The organism is Streptomyces sp. NPDC006872, assembly GCF_040635845.1.
GTDB lineage: Bacteria > Actinomycetota > Actinomycetes > Streptomycetales > Streptomycetaceae > Streptomyces.
In genome coordinates this window covers 808,050-824,632 of sequence record NZ_JBEYIL010000001.1, presented here as the reverse complement: position 1 = coordinate 824,632, position 16,583 = coordinate 808,050, and the positions used below count along the sequence as shown (strand labels likewise).

At 71.0% G+C, this 16,583-nt stretch carries 15 protein-coding genes and 2 tRNA genes; 9 read left to right on the top strand and 8 right to left on the bottom strand.

Translation table 11 applies throughout. The features are described from left to right. Positions 1 to 73 precede the first annotated feature (73 nt). From hisN to ABZ725_RS03805, 6 genes are all read left to right on the top strand, one after another. Positions 74 to 874, top strand: a complete 801-nt coding sequence (gene hisN, locus ABZ725_RS03830) for a histidinol-phosphatase (RefSeq protein WP_358801147.1) — start codon at positions 74 to 76, stop codon at positions 872 to 874. A gap of 174 nt (positions 875 to 1,048) precedes the next feature. Next, the gene (locus ABZ725_RS03825; RefSeq protein ID WP_351903157.1) at positions 1,049 to 1,441 is read left to right on the top strand and encodes a CBS domain-containing protein; all 393 of its coding nucleotides are present in this window, start codon (positions 1,049 to 1,051) and stop codon (positions 1,439 to 1,441) included. A gap of 228 nt (positions 1,442 to 1,669) precedes the next feature. After that, the gene (locus tag ABZ725_RS03820; protein ID WP_358801146.1) at positions 1,670 to 2,086 is read left to right on the top strand and encodes a Fur family transcriptional regulator; all 417 of its coding nucleotides are present in this window, start codon (positions 1,670 to 1,672) and stop codon (positions 2,084 to 2,086) included. 89 nt (positions 2,087 to 2,175) lie between these two features. Continuing rightward, positions 2,176 to 2,943 carry an ABC transporter ATP-binding protein gene (locus tag ABZ725_RS03815; protein ID WP_358801145.1) on the top strand — a complete coding sequence of 256 codons (768 nt, stop codon included), beginning with the start codon at positions 2,176 to 2,178 and terminating at the stop codon, positions 2,941 to 2,943. Positions 2,944 to 2,948: 5 nt separating this feature from the next. Continuing rightward, positions 2,949 to 3,833: an ABC transporter permease gene (locus ABZ725_RS03810; protein ID WP_358801374.1), complete on the top strand. Its 885-nt coding sequence runs from the start codon at positions 2,949 to 2,951 to the stop codon at positions 3,831 to 3,833. After that, positions 3,830 to 4,987, top strand: coding sequence for an ABC transporter substrate-binding protein (locus tag ABZ725_RS03805; RefSeq protein WP_358801144.1), 1,158 nt, complete (start codon positions 3,830 to 3,832; stop codon positions 4,985 to 4,987). The genes ABZ725_RS03810 and ABZ725_RS03805 overlap by 4 nt, the downstream gene beginning before the upstream one ends. Positions 4,988 to 5,087: 100 nt before the next feature. Here the strand turns inward: ABZ725_RS03805 and ABZ725_RS03800 are convergent. From ABZ725_RS03800 to ABZ725_RS03785, 4 genes are all read right to left on the bottom strand, one after another. Beyond that, positions 5,088 to 5,161 (bottom strand) — tRNA-Met (locus ABZ725_RS03800). 82 nt (positions 5,162 to 5,243) lie between these two features. Further along, positions 5,244 to 7,124 carry a tetratricopeptide repeat protein gene (locus ABZ725_RS03795; RefSeq protein WP_358801143.1) on the bottom strand — a complete coding sequence of 627 codons (1,881 nt, stop codon included), beginning with the start codon at positions 7,122 to 7,124 and terminating at the stop codon, positions 5,244 to 5,246. Between the two features lie 206 nt (positions 7,125 to 7,330). Continuing rightward, positions 7,331 to 7,404, bottom strand: a tRNA-Met gene (locus ABZ725_RS03790). Between the two features lie 40 nt (positions 7,405 to 7,444). Then, positions 7,445 to 10,420 carry a UPF0182 family protein gene (locus ABZ725_RS03785; protein WP_358801373.1) on the bottom strand — a complete coding sequence of 992 codons (2,976 nt, stop codon included), beginning with the start codon at positions 10,418 to 10,420 and terminating at the stop codon, positions 7,445 to 7,447. Between the two features lie 163 nt (positions 10,421 to 10,583). Here ABZ725_RS03785 and ABZ725_RS03780 point away from each other — a divergent pair, with 163 nt between their 5' ends. Then, positions 10,584 to 11,126 (top strand): PPA1309 family protein, encoded by a 543-nt coding sequence (locus ABZ725_RS03780; RefSeq protein ID WP_351903139.1) that lies wholly within the window; start codon positions 10,584 to 10,586, stop codon positions 11,124 to 11,126. A gap of 37 nt (positions 11,127 to 11,163) precedes the next feature. Here the strand turns inward: ABZ725_RS03780 and ABZ725_RS03775 are convergent, their stop codons facing one another. The 4 genes from ABZ725_RS03775 to ABZ725_RS03760 form a co-directional block, all read right to left on the bottom strand. Further along, complete coding sequence (locus ABZ725_RS03775; protein WP_358801142.1) at positions 11,164 to 12,255, bottom strand: PDZ domain-containing protein; 1,092 nt, start codon at positions 12,253 to 12,255, stop codon at positions 11,164 to 11,166. Positions 12,256 to 12,309: 54 nt separating this feature from the next. Further along, positions 12,310 to 12,474 carry a hypothetical protein gene (locus tag ABZ725_RS03770; RefSeq protein ID WP_358801141.1) on the bottom strand — a complete coding sequence of 55 codons (165 nt, stop codon included), beginning with the start codon at positions 12,472 to 12,474 and terminating at the stop codon, positions 12,310 to 12,312. Positions 12,475 to 12,660: 186 nt separating this feature from the next. Next, positions 12,661 to 13,122, bottom strand: a complete 462-nt coding sequence (locus ABZ725_RS03765; RefSeq protein ID WP_358801140.1) for a molybdenum cofactor biosynthesis protein MoaE — start codon at positions 13,120 to 13,122, stop codon at positions 12,661 to 12,663. Between the two features lie 156 nt (positions 13,123 to 13,278). Then, complete coding sequence (locus ABZ725_RS03760; protein WP_358801139.1) at positions 13,279 to 14,388, bottom strand: SDR family oxidoreductase; 1,110 nt, start codon at positions 14,386 to 14,388, stop codon at positions 13,279 to 13,281. Between the two features lie 192 nt (positions 14,389 to 14,580). On the opposite strand from ABZ725_RS03760, the gene ABZ725_RS03755 reads away from it, so the two are divergent. Further along, positions 14,581 to 16,032, top strand: a complete 1,452-nt coding sequence (locus ABZ725_RS03755) for a zinc-dependent metalloprotease (RefSeq protein ID WP_351903124.1) — start codon at positions 14,581 to 14,583, stop codon at positions 16,030 to 16,032. Then, a complete protein-coding gene (locus ABZ725_RS03750) occupies positions 16,029 to 16,544 on the top strand; it encodes an NUDIX hydrolase (RefSeq protein WP_358801138.1) in 516 nt (171 codons plus the stop codon). The genes ABZ725_RS03755 and ABZ725_RS03750 overlap by 4 nt, the downstream gene beginning before the upstream one ends. Positions 16,545 to 16,583 lie beyond the last annotated feature (39 nt).

The following is a 16,583-nucleotide window of genomic DNA, read 5'->3' as shown; positions in this document are numbered from 1 at the left end:
TCGCGAGAGGGACGGCGTCCACACCCCGGTCCCCTGTGGCCCCTGCTCGGCCCCGCCGGATACGGTTCGTTCCATGCCGGACTACCTGGACGACCTCCGACTCGCGCACGTCCTCGCGGACGCCGCCGACGCCGCGACCATGGACCGTTTCAAGGCCCTCGACCTCAAGGTCGAGACCAAACCGGACATGACCCCGGTGAGCGAGGCCGACAAGGCCGCCGAGGAGATCATCCGCGGCCACCTCCAGCGGGCCCGCCCCCGGGACGCGATCCTGGGCGAGGAGTACGGCATCGAGGGCACCGGCCCCCGCCGCTGGGTGATCGACCCGATCGACGGCACGAAGAACTATGTGCGGGGCGTCCCGGTCTGGGCCACGCTGATCTCGCTGATGGAGGCGGGCGAGGGCGGCTACCAGCCCGTCGTCGGCGTGGTCTCCGCGCCCGCGCTGGGCCGCCGCTGGTGGGCCGCGAAGGGGCACGGCGCGTTCACCGGCCGCAGCCTTTCCTCCGCGAGCCGGCTGCACGTCTCCCGCGTCTCGAAGCTGTCGGACGCCTCCTTCGCGTACTCCTCGCTCACCGGCTGGGAGGAGCGCGGGCGGCTGAACGGCTTCCTCGACCTGACCCGCGAGGTGTGGCGCACGCGCGCGTACGGCGACTTCTGGCCGTACATGCTGGTCGCCGAGGGCGCGGTCGACCTGTGCGCCGAACCGGAGCTCTCGCTCTGGGACATGGCGGCCACCGCGATCGTCGTGACGGAGGCCGGCGGCGTCTTCACGGGCCTCGACGGCCGTCCGGGCCCGCACAGCGGCGACGCGGCGGCGTCGAACGGGCTGCTCCACGACGAGCTGCTGGGCTATCTGAACGAGCGCTCCTGAACATCACGCCCGAGAACCACAGATGAGCGCGCGCGCCCTCAATTGGACGCGCGCGCCCTCTTGTTGACCCCCGCTTTACCTGCCACGCTGACACCACCCCCACTTGTGAACTTGTGAATTCATGAACTAATCCATGAACCGACAAGTCACGGATTCATAGGAGGTGCTCAGCCCATGCTCGTCCGCGACGCCATGAGCACGGTGGTCCTGACCATCGGCCCCGCACACACCCTCCGGCAGGCCGCCGCCCTGATGTCCGCACGCCGTGTCGGCGCGGCCATCGTCCTGGACCCGGACGCCGGCGGCATAGGCATCCTCACCGAGCGGGACATCCTCAACTCCGTGGGCCTGGGCCAGGACCCGGACAGCGAACACACCCACGCCCACACCACCAACGACGTCGTCTTCGCCGCCCCGACCTGGACCCTGGAGGAAGCGGCCCGAGCAATGGCGCACGGCGGCTTCCGCCATCTGATCGTCCTCGACCGCGGCGAGCCGGCCGGCATCGTCTCGGTCCGCGACATCATCCGCTGCTGGGCGCCGGCCCGGGAGCAGGTACCGGCCTGAAGACGCCGGCCCGAACGACGAACGGGCCGGCCCCCCGAGGGGGAACCCGGCCCGTTCGCTCACGACAAGCGGTCCAGTGCTGTCAGCCGCGCAGGGCCTGGACCGCGACCTCCAGCCGCTTGCCGCAGTCTCATGGTTGATCCTACAATGGACTTTGTCCAAGTCAAGTTGGGCTCTAAAGTCACACTCGTTCGGGACCTGTTCCCGCTGGCTGTTAGGCTGGGCTCCATGAGTGACCTTCTGGGACGACTGCGCGGACGCGGATGGCGAATGACCGCGCAGCGGCGTGTCGTGGCCGAGGTGCTCGACGGCGATCATGTCCATCTGACCGCCGACGAGGTGCACGCCAGGGCCGTCGTCCGGCTGCCGGAGATCTCCCGGGCGACCGTCTACAACACGCTCGGCGAACTGGTCTCGCTCGGCGAGGTGCTCGAGGTCGCCACCGACAAGCGCGCCAAGCGGTACGACCCGAACGCGCACCGCCCGCACCACCACCTGGTGTGCGCCCAGTGCGGCGCGATCAAGGACGTGCACCCGAGCGGCAACCCGCTGGCCGACCTCCCCGACTCCGAGCGCTTCGGCTTCAAGGTCTCGGACGTCGAGGTCACGTACCGCGGGATCTGCCCGAACTGCGCCGCGACGTAACCCCCCTTCCGCGCACCGGCACTCCCGCCCGCACCCGCTCCGGCACACGGGGTTCCCGAATCTGACGGCCCGTCATATCGTCGGGAGCTGTGGGAGAGCCGTATCCGAAACTCAGCGCACGTGATCTGACCCGAACCTTCGGCCGGGGCCCGGGCGCGGTCGACGCCCTCGGTCCCCTCGAACTGGCCGTCGCCCCCGGCGAGTTCACCTGTGTCGTCGGCCCCTCGGGCTGCGGCAAGTCGACCCTGCTGCGCATCGCGGCGGGGCTGCTGCGCCCGAGCACCGGCACGCTGGAGATCCGCACCTCCGACCCCCGCCCCGCGGCCATGATCTTCCAGGACTACGGCATCTACGACTGGAAGACCGTCCGCGCCAACGTCCGCTTCGGCCTGGACGTCCAGCGCGTCCCACGCCGCGAGGCGACCGCCCGCGCCGACGACTGGCTGGCCCGGATGGGCCTGGCGGGCTTCGCGGACGCCTACCCGGCGACCCTCTCGGGCGGGATGCGCCAGCGGGTGGCGATCGCCCGCGCACTGGCCGTCGAGCCCGAGATCCTGCTGATGGACGAGCCGTTCGCGGCCCTGGACGCCCAGCTCCGCACGATCCTCCAGGACGAACTCCTCGACCTCACCCAGGCCACCCGCACGACCACGCTCTTCATCACCCACAGCCTGGAGGAGGCGATCGTCCTCGGCGACCGCGTCCTGGTGATGTCCGCCCGCCCGGGCCGGATCATCGCCGAACACCGCCCGCCCTTCCCGCGCCCGCGCACCGGGGACATCCGCTCGACCCCCGAGTTCACGGCCCTGAAGGACGAGCTGTGGGACCTGCTGCGCAGAGAGGCGGTGCTCGCGTGAGCACGCTGCTGAAGAACGCGGACTCGAACCCGAACTCGAACTCCGACTCGGGCGGGCAGGTCCTGGTCCGCCGCCCCGGCCCCGAGGAACTGCACCCCGTCCGCACCCACCGCCGCCGCAGGGCCCTGGAGAGCTCCCTGGCGCTCGCGGTCCCGCTGCTGCTGGTCCTGCTGTGGCAGCTGGCGGCCGTCCGGGGCTGGATCGACGACCGCGTCTACCCGGCCCCGTCCACGATCCTCGCCGACGGCTGGGACCGGGCCGCGGCCGGCGAGCTGTGGCCGGACGTGTGGGCGACGCTGAAGCGCGTCCTGGGCGGCTACGCCATCGGCACGGCGGCGGGCTACGCCCTCGGCCTGCTGATGGGCTCCCTCTCCCTGGTCCGGGCGGCCCTGGAGCCCCTGCTGGACGCCCTGTACGTCGTCCCGAAACTGGCCCTCCTGCCGATCTTCCTGAACATGTTCGGCCTGGGCGAGGGCCCGCAGGTGGCCCTGGTGGCAGCGACGGTCTTCTTCTTCGTGTGGATCTCGACCATGTCGGCGGTGCTGGCGATCCCTGCCGGCCACCGCGACGCGGGCCGCGTCTTCGGCGCCTCGCCGTGGCAGATGTTCCGCCACGTCCTGCTCCCCGCCTCGCTGCCCGCCGTCCTGGTCGGCGCGCGGATCGCGGCGGGCGTGGCGGTCCTGGTCATCGTCGCCTCGGAACAGATCGCCGCGGCGAACGGCCTCGGCCATCTGATCTTCGACTCGCGCGCGCTGTTCCAGAACGACGTGATGTTCGTCGGGATCGTCTGTGTGGCGGTGCTCGGAGTGGTCTTCTCCGAGCTGGTACGGATCGTGGGACGGCTGCTCACGCCGTGGGCGCCGCGGGACCGGGGCCGGGGGCAGGCATGAGGAGACGTTTTCGCGGGCTGGTACCGGCCGTACTGGTCACGGCCGCCCTGCTGGCATCGGCGGCGTGCTCCTCGTCGCAACCGGACGACGACGCCGACGCCCAGGCAGGCGCCCAGGGCACGACCCGTGCGATCCGCCCGGTGGAGGGCTGCACCACCGCCGCCCGGACGGACCCGGCGGACCTCTCCCCCACCCGCGCCCCCGCCCGCTGCCGTACGGGCTCCCCGGCCCCCTCACCCCTCGCCGAGCGCCGCAGGCTCACCATCGCGACGGGCACCCTGAGCGCGGAGTACGTGGCCCCGCTCCAGGTCGCCCTCGACAAGGGCGAGTTCGCACGGGAGGGCCTGGACGTCGCCCTCAAGGTGCTGCCCACGCCCGACGCCCTGCCCCTGCTGGCCAAGGGGGACGTCGACGCCCTGTGGGCGGCCCCGGAGGCGGCGGTCATGAACGGCGTCAGGGGCGGCTTCGACATCCGCTGGGTCGCGGGGAACTTCTCCCCCGGCCCCGGCTCCAAGAGCGGCCTGTGGGTACGCCTGAAGGACGGCGAGCAGGCCGACGACGTCTCCATGGCGAGCAGCAGACTCGGCACGATGATCGGCAAGGGCTCGGTGATCGCGTACCCCATGGAGAAGGCGCTGGAGGAGCACGGCGGCGCCCTGGACCGCATCCAGTACCAGCAGCTGGGCTCGGCCGACGTCCTGACCGCGCTCCAGAACGGCGGGGTGGACTCGGCCTGGCTCCTCGACCCGGTCTGGCGCAAGGTCGACGGCGACCCCTCCTACGCCTTCCTCGGCGGCCAGCCCCAGGGCGAGCCGCTGGGCGGCCTGCTCTACGGCCCGAGCCTGCTGAACGACGACATGGACGCGGGGGTGGCCCTGCTGAGGGCGTACATCCGCACGGTGAACACGTACTTCGCGGCCGACTACAAGAAGGACGAGGCGTTCGTCACGTATCTCGCGAAGCTGCTGAAGATCGACGAGGCGATCCTGCAGTCCACGCCCTCGCTCCGCATGGACTGGGAGATCCGCTCCGGCACGACGGACCGCCTCCAGGCGGCCTACCAGGCCCAGGGGGTGACCGACGGCGACCCGCTCCCGGAGTCACGGACCGTGAACCGCCGCCTGTACGAGGAGGCGGTCGGCCGCAGCGGCTGAAAGCCCTGAGGGCGACAACGACCCAGGGACATAGTCGGCTGAGGGGGATAACGACTGAGGGCCGGAATCCATGTTCTGGATTCCGGCCCTCGGCCTTCAGTAGCGGGGACAGGATTTGAACCTGCGACCTCTGGGTTATGAGCCCAGCGAGCTACCGAGCTGCTCCACCCCGCGGCGATGAATGCAACGTTACGTGAAGGGGGAGGACGAAGGCAAATCCATTAGACGGCCGCCCGTCTTCGCAGGTCGGACGAGGTCACGCGGAGAGCTCTTCGCGCAGCGCGTCCCGCAGCCGCGCCGCCCGCTCGGAGACTTCCGCCGGCCCGAGCGACACCGCCCGGTCCGCCCAGCGCTGCCCTTCGGCCAGCTCGCCGCGACGCGCGTAGACCAGGGCGAGCCGCAACGCCGCCCGCCCGTGCCCCGCGTCGGCCGCCCGGGTCCACCACACCGCGGCCTCGGGCTCGCTGCCCTCCCGCGCGAGCAGCAGCCCGAGGTTGAAGGCGCCGTTGCGCGATCCGGCCTCCGCGGCCGTCCGGTACCAGCGCGCCGCCTCCACGACGTCGCCGCGCGCGGCGGCCAGCATCCCGACCCGCACCTGTGCGCGGCGGTGACCCTGCGTCGCCGCCCGCTCGTACCACTCCTCGCACTCGGTCTTCTCGTGCACGATCTCCCCGAGCTCGTGCGCCGGCTGCTGCGGCCGGCGCGCGTCGAGCACGGCCGCCAGCCGGTAGGCGGCCTCCGCGCTCCCGCCGCCGGCGGCGCACCGCAGATGCCGTTCGGCCTCCTGCTCGTCGCCGTCCCGCAGCCGCGCGATGCCGACCTGCAGCGCCGCCTCGGTGTGCCCGGCGGCGGCCGCCCGCTCGTACCAGCGCAGCGCGACGGGCTCCTCGCCCCGCCCGGCGAACAGGATGCCGAGGTTGAACGCGGCGTCGACGCTGCCCGCCTCCGCGGCCTTGGAGAACCACGGTTCGGCGCCGGCCGTGTCGCCGCCCTGGAGCAGCAGGATGGCGAGCGCGTTGGCCGCCTCCCGGTGCCCGGCGTAGGCCGCGCGCCGGTACCACTGCTCGGCCTGCGCCGTGCGGCCCTGCTCGGCGCAGAGCAGGGCGAGGTTGTAGGCGCCGTTGTCGTCGCCGGCGTCCATGGCGGCCCGGTACCAGCGCTCGGCGGTCTGGGTCTGCCCCCGCTCGGCGTGCAGCGCGCCCAGTGCGTTCGCCGCGTTGCCGTCGCCCTCCTGGGCGGCCCGCAGCCACCAGATGGCGGCGTTCTCGGTGTCGCCGGCGTCGCGCAGCAGGAAGCCGAGCGCGCAGGCGGCCCGTGCCTCGCCGTCCTTGGCGGAGGTCAGATACCAGCGCCCGGCCTCCTTCAGCTCGCCCCGCTTCTCCAGGATGGTGCCGAGGTGCAGGGCGGCCCGCCGGTGTCCGCGCGCGGCGGCCTGCCGGTACCACTGCTCGGCCTCGGCCCGCGCGGCCGCACCGTTGTCGTGGCCGTGCCCATCCCGGTCGCCGTCCGTGACGGCGCTCCGGCGCTCCCCGCTCTGCTCGTATTCCTTCTGGTCGAGGGCGCGGGCCAGCCGGTACGCCGCTTCCCGGTGCCCGCGCTCGGCGGCGGCCCGCATCCAGCGCTCGGCCCCCGCGTCGCCACGGTGTTCCAGCAGGTCGGCGAGGGCGTACGCGCCCAGCGCGTGCCCCTGTTCGGCGGACTGGCGCAGCCAGTACTCGGCGGCCGGCTCGTCCCCGCACTCACGTCGGTGGCGGCCCAGCGCGTGCGCGGCCGCGGCGGAGCCGGCGACGGCGGCGACCCGCCACCAGCCGGCGGCGTCGTCGGGGTAACCGCGCTGATGGAGGAGAACGCCCAGGTTGTTGGCGGCGGCCCGGTCGCCCTCGGCGGTGGCGGCACGCAGATGGGGCTCGGCACCGTCGAGGTCACCGCGGCGCAGCAGCATGGCCCCGAGGACGCTCATGGCCTCGGCGTCGCCGGCTTCCGCCGCGAGCCGCAGGCGCATCTCCTCGACGGCCTCACCCGTCTCGACGGCGTCCGCCGTCTCGTCCCGGCTCTCGTCCGGGGTCGCTTCCTCGCCGGAAGGCTGCACAAACCGCCCTGTCTCGAACAGAGTTGCCTTGTCCCCCATAACGTCCATCGTCGCACCACCCGCAACCCGGGTACACCTGGTATACCGCGGCCCGTAAGGTCACTTCAGCGTTTTGTCGACATGCCCACAGAGAGACAAGTCAAACACAGATCCCTCAACTCCCCACAGCGGCGCGGCCATCACGTCCCCCGGCACATGCGTTCGCACATCACGAAGGCCCGGATCCGTTTCTGGATCCGGGCCTTCGTTTTCAGTAGCGGGGACAGGATTTGAACCTGCGACCTCTGGGTTATGAGCCCAGCGAGCTACCGAGCTGCTCCACCCCGCGTCGTGTTCCACAACCGTACCACGACGCGGGGCGGGCATGATCAGCCGCTGGTCGGACTGGGACTCGGGCTCGGACTCGCACTGCTGCCGGAGCCCGAGCCGCCGCTGGGGCTCGCCGAGCCGGTGGGACTCGGTGTGCTGCTGGCCTTGGCGCCCTTGTCGGCCTCCGCCTGCGCGGCCTCGGCCCGCTTGAGCGCGGCCTCAAGATCCTTCTGCGCCTTGGCGTACGCGTCCCAGTCGGGCTTCTTCAGCGCCTCCTGGCCCGCGGTGAATGCCTTCTGGGCGTCGGCGAGCGCCTCTCTGACCGTCGGGTTGGTGGACGTCGGCGGCGGCGTGGTGCCCTCGCCCTCGTCAGCCGGTGGCGTGGTCGTGCTCTCCGCGCCGAAGACCTTGTTGAGGGCCTCGTCCAGGGTGTCCTCGAAGGCGGTGTTGCCTCCGTAGGTCACCAACACCTTCTTCAGGAGCGGGTACTTGAGCCCGCCACCGCGCACGTAGACGGGCTCCACGTACAGCAGGCCGCCGTCCAACGGCACCGTCAGCAGGTTGCCGTACTCGATGTCGGAGTCGCCGCCCTTCAGGAGTCTGATGGACTCGGCGATGTCCTGTTCGGAGTTGAACTGGCTCTGCACCTGTTTGGGTCCGTCGACCGTCGTACTGGTCGGCAGTTTCAGCACTCTGATCTTGCCGTAGTCCGGAGTGCCCGCCTCGGAGTCGACCGCCATGAACGCACTGAGGTTGTCCCGGCCGTTGGGCGTGAACGTCGTCGTGAGCGAGAACGCCTGCGCCTTCTGGTCGGGCATCTTCATGCTCAGGTAGTAAGGCGGCACCGCGTCGCCCGACTTGTTGGACGGGTCGTCCGGCACCTGCCACACCTCGCTGCCGCTGAGGAACGTCGTGGCGTCCTTCACGTGGTAGCGGGTGAGCAGCTCACGCTGGACCTTGAACAGGTCCTGCGGGTACCGGAGATGGGCCATCAGGTCGCTCGAGATGGACGACTTGGACTTCACCGTGCCGGGGAACGCCTTCATCCAGGTCTTCAGGACCGGGTCCTCGGTGTCCCACTGGTAGAGCTTGACCTCGCCCGTGTACGCGTCGACGGTCGCCTTCACCGAGTTGCGGATGTAGTTGACCTGGTTCTGCTGGGCCACCACCGCGCGGTTGTCGTTGGTCGCGGTCAGCGAGTCGGCCGTCGTGTCGCCCAGGGTCGTACGGGAGGCGTACGGGTAGCCGTTCGTGGTCGTGTACGCGTCGACGATCCACTGGATCTTGTTGCCGACCACGGCCGGATAGGCGTCGCCGTCGATGGTCAGCCACGGGGCGACCGCCTCGACGCGCTCCTTCGGCGTGCGGTTGTACAGGATCCGCGAGCCGTCGCCGATGGCGCCGGAGTACAGGATCTGCGGCTCCCCGAACGCCACCGCGTACGCGGCCCGGTTGATCGGGTTGGAGAGGTTGACCCCGCTCTTGCCGGTGTAGCTGGTGGTCTTCTCACCCTGGTCGTCGGAGTAGTCGATCTCCTTCTGGGGACCGCCGACGATCGAGTACGTGGTCGTCTTCTCCCCGTAGTAGACCCGCTGCTCGTACGTGCCGAGCTCGCCCACGGAGGGCAGGTTGGACTCGGTGAAGAGCGGCCGGCCCTCGGCGTCGGAGGTGGTGCCGTTGGCGGCGACCACGCCGTAGCCATGGGTGTAGCGGAAGTGGTTGTTGATCCAGTTCTGCTTGTCCACGCCCGCGAGGTTCAGCTCGCGCAGACCGATGACCGTGTCCTCGTCCGTGCCCTTGATGTTGTAGCGGTCCACATCGAGGTTGGTCGGGAAGGCGTAGTACTTCCGCATCTGCTGGAGCTGCTGGAACGTCGGGGACACGATGTTCGGGTCCAGGACCCGGATGCTCGCGGCGGCGTCGGCGTCGTCGCGCAGCTTCGTCTTGTCCTTGGTGGTGCCGGTGCCCGAGTACTCGGTGACCTGCGCGTCTTCGATGCCGTACGCCTCGCGCGTCGCCTTGAGGTTCTTCTCGACGTACGGGGCTTCCTTGGCCTGCTCGTTCGGCTGGACCTGGAACTTCTGGACGATCGCCGGGTACAGCCCGCCGATGAGGATCGCCGAGAGCACCATCAGGCCGAAGCCGATCACGGGCAGCTGCCAGGTGCGCCGCCACAGGGTGGCGAAGAACAGCAGCGCGCAGATGACGGCGATGCAGAACAGGATCGTCTTCGCCGGCAGGTAGGCGTTGGCGTCGACGTACCTCAGGCCCGTCCAGTTGTCCGTCGCCTTGAAGTCGCTGGACTTCACCGCCAGTCCGTAGCGGTCGAGCCAGTAGGCGACCGCCTTCAGCGTGACGAAGATGCCCAGCAGCACCGACAGATGCCCGGTGGCCGCGGCCGTGGCGCGCGCGCCCGGGCTGGTGACCCGCAGCCCGCCGTACAGGTAGTGGGTGAGCGCGGCGGCGATCAGGGAGAGGATCGTGGCGGCGAAGCCGAAGCCGAGCAGGAACCGGTACCAGGGCAGGTCGAAGGCGAAGAAGGACACGTCGAGGTGGAACTGCGGGTCCTTCTGTCCGAAGGACACACCGTTGACCCACATCAGCCAGGTCCGCCACTGGCCTGCCGCCGAGGCGCCGGCGATGAGGCCGACCAGGGCGGTGATGCCGAGCAGCAGCCACGTCTTGTAGGGCGCGATGCCCATGCGGTAGCGGTCCAGGCTCTGCTGTTCCACCGACATCGCGCTCAGCGGCGGCCGCAGCCGGTGGGCCAGCCAGATGTTGAAGCCGACCGCGAGTGCCATCAGCAGGCCGAAGACGAAGAACAGTCCGATCTTGGTCGACAGCGTGGTGGTGAAGACCGACGAGTAGTTCACCGAGCGGTACCAGAGCCAGTCCGTCCAGAACCCGGCGAACATGGTGAACGCCATGCCGAGAACGGCAAGGACGCCCAGTGTCAGGAGCAGGGTCCGGACGCGCCGGGACGGGCGGCCCACTCTCATCCGCGGCCCTGTCGGGCCTCCGCCGCGGTCCGGCATCTGGAAAGCCAAGGTGCGCACCTCGAAGTCGAAATTGATCCGTCAGGCCCGCGTGTTCGTGGACCGTTCGTGGCCCCCCGTGATCGCGAGCCCACATCTATGCAACTTACTCACCGTTTACTCGGTTCCCGATTCCGGCCAGGAACGAGAGAGGATTGTGACCATGTCCAACACTCCCATGGCGGCGAGCCCGCTCACCCGGGCCGTACTCGAGATCGACGAGTACGCCTCCGGCCTCGGCTGGGACCAGCCCGCCCGCCTTTTCGCCCTCGTAGACACCGCTCGGCTGCGAGCCCAGGAACCGTCACTCGCCGCCCAGCTCGGCCTTCAGGACGAGCCCCAGACCACCGGTCTCACCCCGATCGAGCAGGACGAAGTGCCAACGGACAAGCCGCTCGACGAGTTCCTCGCCACGATCGCCTGGCCCGACGCGGTGGTCGGCTGCGCCCTCACCGTGGAGCGGTTGATGCTGCCCCCGTCCGCCGAGGCCCAGGTCCCGCAGGGGCTGAGCGGGGCGAAGCTCACGAAGTGGGTGGCGGACCACCCCGACCGTCAGGAGGTCCGGATGACGGTCGGCGTGCTGCGCGACGGCACCCGCGACTCGGCCCTCCGGCTGCGCGAGAAGGACGCCCCGACGGAGGTCCTCACGGGCGCGGGCCTGGTGCCGGGCCTCGCGGAGGCGCTGTCGGCGACCTTCGCGGAGTAGCTCCTGCCGAAGGTCCGCGCAGTGGTCGGTCCTGCGGCTACTTCGTGCACTTCGGCAGGTCGGCGGTGTCGCCGCTGCGGATGTCCTTGAGGGCGGTGAGGGCGTCGTCGATGGTGTTCACCTTGACGAGCCTGAGCCCCGAGGGGGTGTCCTTGGCGGCGGCCGCGCAGTTGTCGGCGGGCGTCAGGAAGTACTGGGCGCCCTGGCTGCGCGCGCCGACGGTCTTCATCTCGATGCCGCCGATCGGCCCGACCTTGCCGGCGTCGTCGATCGTCCCGGTGCCGGCGACGAACTTGCCGCCGGTGAGGCTGTCCGGGGTGAGCTTGTCGTAGATGCCGAGCGCGAACATCAGACCGGCGCTGGGCCCGCCGACGTCGGCGAGCTTGATGTCGATGGTGAACGGGAACGTGTGGTCGGTCCCGGCCGAGATCCCGACGATGGCCCGCTTCTCGCCGGTGTCGTCGGAGGCCGCGGTGGTGATGGTGACGTCCTGGGTCTTGGTCGCCGTCTTGTTCGCCTTCTCGGCGGCCGCCTGCTCCTTGGCCGGAACGATCGTGAAGACGACGTTCTCCCCCGCCTTGTGCTTCGTCACCAGCTTCGCGACGTCGCCCGGCTCCTTCACCGCGGTGCCGTCCACGGCCTTGATCACGTCACCGGCGTGCAGCTTGCCCTCCGCCGGGGAGGCCTTCACCACGGTCGAGACGATCACCCAGGAGGACACCGGGATGTCCAGCTCCTTCAGGGCGGCGACCTTGGCGCTCTCCTGGGACTGGCTGAACTCCTCGGCGTTCTCCTGGGTGGACTGCTCCTCGGTCTTGCCGTCCGGGTAGAGCGTGTCGTGCGGCACGACCTTGTTGTCGTGCGCGAGCCATCCGTAGACGGCCTCGACGAGGTTCATCCGGTAGTCGGCGCTGGTGACCCGCACGGTGGTCATGTTGAGGTTGCCGCTGGTCGCGTAGGTCTTGCGCCCGGAGATCTGCAGCACCGGCTCGCCGTCGTGGTCGCCGAGTGTGTTCACCGTCGGCCCCGGGGACATCTCCGCATACGGCACGGGGATGAGTACTCCCGCGCACAGGAGCGCGATCAGCATCAGGGTGGAGGCGAGCATCGTCGCGGTGCGGCGTGGCATGACTCGACATTACGTGACGCCTCTGTCAGCGCACCGTCAGGGCTGCCACCCGGGTCAGGTATGCGAGTGGGGCTTCTCCATGGCCGCGCGGAAGCGCGCGTATCCGTCCAGCTCAGGGCCGTCGCTGCGGGCCTTGCGGGTTCGGTTGGCCCAACTGCCCCACAGACCGGCACCGATCCCGGTGGCAAGCGGAATCAGCAACCAGGCGAGCGCAGCCATACCGACCTCCCAACCCCAATGAGCTACCGCAACTGACTGATCAGCAGATTAACCATCCGCACTGACAACGCTCATGGCAGGGGTCCGGTTACGCAACCGGACGGGTGGCCCCGGGAACGGGCCTGGAAGGGAAACGGAACGGACAGGGGCCAGAGGCAGGGGAACGGGACCGGGAACGGGACCGGTTCAGCAGGCGCCGACCCACTCCTCCGTCCCGTCCGAGAACTTCTGGTGCTTCCAGATGGGCACCTCGTGCTTGAGGTCGTCGATCAGCTTCCGGCAGGCCTCGAAGGCCTCCCCGCGGTGCGGGCAGGAGACGGCGACGACGACGGCGAGGTCGCCCACGCGCAGGTCCCCCACACGGTGCACGGCCGCGAGCGCGCGCACCGGGTAGTCCGCGACGACCTTCTCCGCGATCCGCCGCATCTCCGCCTCGGCACTGGGGTGGCAGGAGTAGCCGAGCGCGTCGACGTCGGCGCCCCCGTCGTGGTTGCGCACGGTGCCCACGAACAGCGCCGTCCCGCCGGCCGCGTCGTCCCCGACGGCGCGGAAGACCTCGTCCAGGGAGAGCGCGGTGTCGCAGACGGCGATCAGCTTGACGGGATCCTGCGCCGCCCGCTCGCCGGGGTGGTCGTTGGTGGCTGCCATGCCCCCATCGTGCCGCACGCCTGGGACCAGGGGGAATAGCGTCATCGCCCGGTACACGCGTGTGACGCTTCGGAGCCTCCTACAGGAGCCTTCCAGGTAGGCCTCCGGTATGAGGCGGCCCGGCCGGGGCTTCCCAGTGGCGGGAAGCCCCCACGCTCATCGCCGCCGGGCCTTCCGGGCCCTGCGCACCACTGCCGCCGCACCCAGCAGGGCCACCGTCGCGCCTGCCGCGCCCGCGGCGGTCGCGTCCTTGCGGCCCAGCCGCCGGCCGACGACGGTGTGCCGCCCGGACACCTCCGCCAGGAGCTCCGCGAGGACCTCCTCGTTGGTCCACTGCGGCCGCCACCCCGCGTCGTGCAGCCGGCTCCCGCTCACCACCCAGGGGTGCATCGTGTACGCCAGGTCACCCGCCGGAGACGGCGTGAGCCCGATCCGGTGCAGCCGGGCGGCAGCGCCCAGCGCGACCGCCGACGGCAGCTCCATCCGCCGGATCCCGCTGAGCTCCTCGACCTCCTCCTGCTCCAGCCACCCGTCGCACCCGACGGCCAGCTCTCCGTCGACCTTCTCCAGGACGGCGTACTCCAGAGCGCCCACCAGGTCCTCGACGTGGCAGAACTGCCAGGCCGGCCGCGAACCGGCGACGACCAGCAGCCGCGGGGACTCGAAATACCTGGTCAGCGCGGTGTCGGTGCCGCCGACCAGGATCGCGGGCCGCACCACGGTGACGTTGAGCCCCGGATGCGCCCGGGGCGCACGCCGTGCGAGCCGTTCGATCTCCAGGAGGTCGCCGACGCCGGTCGCCTCGGCCGTCGCGCGCAGCTCCGCGTCCTCCGCGAGCGGCAGCTCGTTGTCCTCCAGCGCGCCGTAGACCATCGCGGAGGTGCACAGCACCACGCGGTGCACCCCCGCCGCCGCGGCGGCCGTCAGCACGGTCTGCGTTCCGCGCACGTTGTAGGCCGTCCGGGCGGCGGCGTCACTCCCCAGGTCGAGGTCGAGGGCGAGGTGGACCACGACGTCCGCCCCGCGCAGCTTCTCGGCGATCGCCGGGTCACGGACGTCGAGGATGTGCCACTGCGCCGCGTCGCACTCGCCTCGCCGCTCGTCGATGGCGACGACCTGCTTGACCTCCTCCGATGCGGCGAGCCGCTCCGTGAGCAGCGCGCCGACCCCGGTCGCGGCGCCGGTCACGGCGACGACGGGCCCGCGCGCACCGCTCGGGGTTGAGTGGTTTCGCGCTGCGCGAACCTGCGGATCTGGGGAACTCACCAGGTGTCTCCAGCGGTTGTCTTGGCATACGGGCGTGAGTGACGCGTACGTACCAGGTGGCATCCATCCTGCCGCAGGCCAGGAGTCGGCGAAGCACCGAGGCCCGATCGAGCCGGGGTGTCTACGCTGGGTGGTGTTGCAGGGCAGTCGCCGCCGGCGGACAACCGGTGGCCTTACCAGCCGAGGAACCCCGTGAGTGACACCCCATTCGGATTCGGCCTTCCGCCGGAGGAGCCGGAAGACGGCGACGAGGGCAAGAAGAAGGACCCGCAGAGCGGCGGTGGTCAGGGACAGGCCAACCCGTTCGGTTTCGGCGGGCTGCCCGGCGCCGGCGGCTTTGGCGGCCCCGGCGCGGACAATCCGCTCGCCGCGATGTTCGGTTCACTGAACCCCAACGACCTGGGGGCCGCGTTCCAGCAGCTGGGCCAGATGCTCTCCTACGAGGGCGGCCCGGTGAACTGGGACATGGCCAAGCAGATCGCCCGCCAGCAGGTCTCCCAGGGCACCTCCGACGGCGTGAAGGACGCGAGCGTCGGCCCCACCGACGTCACCGCGGTCCAGGAGGCCGTCCGCCTGGCCGACCTGTGGCTGGACGACGCGACCTCCCTGCCGTCCGGTGCCGGCTCGGCGGTGGCGTGGTCCCGCGCGGAGTGGGTCGAGGCGACCCTGCCCGCGTGGAAGGAGCTCGTCGACCCGGTCGCCGAGCGCGTCGGCGCGGCCATGGGCGACGTCCTGCCGGAGGAGATGCAGGCCATGGCGGGCCCGCTGATCGGCATGATGCGGTCGATGGGCGGCGCGATGTTCGGCTCGCAGATCGGGCAGGCCGTGGGCGTGCTCGCGGGCGAGGTCGTCGGCTCGACCGACATCGGGCTGCCGCTCGGCCCGGCCGGGCGCGCGGCGCTGCTGCCGGTGAACATCGAGGCGTTCGGCAAGGACCTGGGCGTGGCGAAGGAGGAGGTGCGGCTCTACCTCGCGCTGCGCGAGGCCGCCCACCAGCGCCTGTTCGCGCATGTGCCGTGGCTGCGCTCGCACCTGTTCGGTGCGGTCGAGGGCTACGCGCGCGGGATCAAGGTCGACACCGCCAAGCTGGAGGACGTGGTCGGCCAGTTCGACCCGCAGAACCCCGAGCAGCTGCAGGACGCACTGCAGCAGGGCATGTTCCAGCCGGAGGACACTCCGGAGCAGAAGGCCGCCCTGGCCCGTCTGGAGACGGCCCTGGCGCTCGTCGAGGGTTGGGTGGACGCGGTGGTGCACGCGGCCGCGAAGCCGCGCCTGACGTCCGCGGACGCGCTGCGCGAGACGCTGCGCCGCCGCCGTGCCACGGGCGGTCCCGCGGAGCAGACGTTCGCGACGCTGATCGGTCTGGAGCTGCGCCCGCGCCGGCTGCGCGACGCCTCCCGGCTGTGGGCCTCGCTGACGGACGCGCGCGGGGTCGACGGCCGTGACGCCCTGTGGGCCCACCCGGACATGCTGCCCACGGCGTCCGACCTGGACGACCCGGACGGCTTCGTGCACCGCGAGCAGCTGGACTTCTCCGAGCTGGACAAGATGCTCGGCGAGGCGGCGAGCGGCGGCGGCCACACCGAGAAGCCGAATCTGAAGAAGGACGACGAGAACGACTCCAGGGGCGACGACACCGAGTGAGCCTGCACGAAGACGCGGTCCTCGTCCTGAAGGGGTACGAGGGCCAGGAAGAGCTGCGCCAGACCTACCTGGACCATCTCTCGGCGCATCCGGACGGCATGCGGAAGGCCTGCGGGGACGGCCATCTCACGGCGAGCGCGCTGGTGATCGACCCGGGGCAGGGGCGGGTGCTGCTCACGCTCCACAAGAAGCTGCGCATGTGGCTGCAGACGGGCGGCCACTGCGAGCCGACCGACGCGACGCTCGCGGGTGCGGCCCTGCGGGAGGGGACCGAGGAGTCGGGCGTCCCGGGGCTGACCCTGCTGCCCGGCGGCCCGGTCCGGCTCGACCGGCATCTCACTCCCTGCGCCTGGCACTACGACGTCCAGTACGCGGCGCTCGCTCCGGCCGGGGCGGTGGAGGCCATCAGCGACGAGTCCCTCGACCTGCGCTGGTTCGCCTACGACGAGGTGGCGGGCGTGGCCGACGGGTCGGTCGTACGGCTGCTGGAGGCGACCCGCGCGCGGCTGTGAGCGGCGAGGGTCTCAACGGGTAAGGGGCGGCCCTCCAGG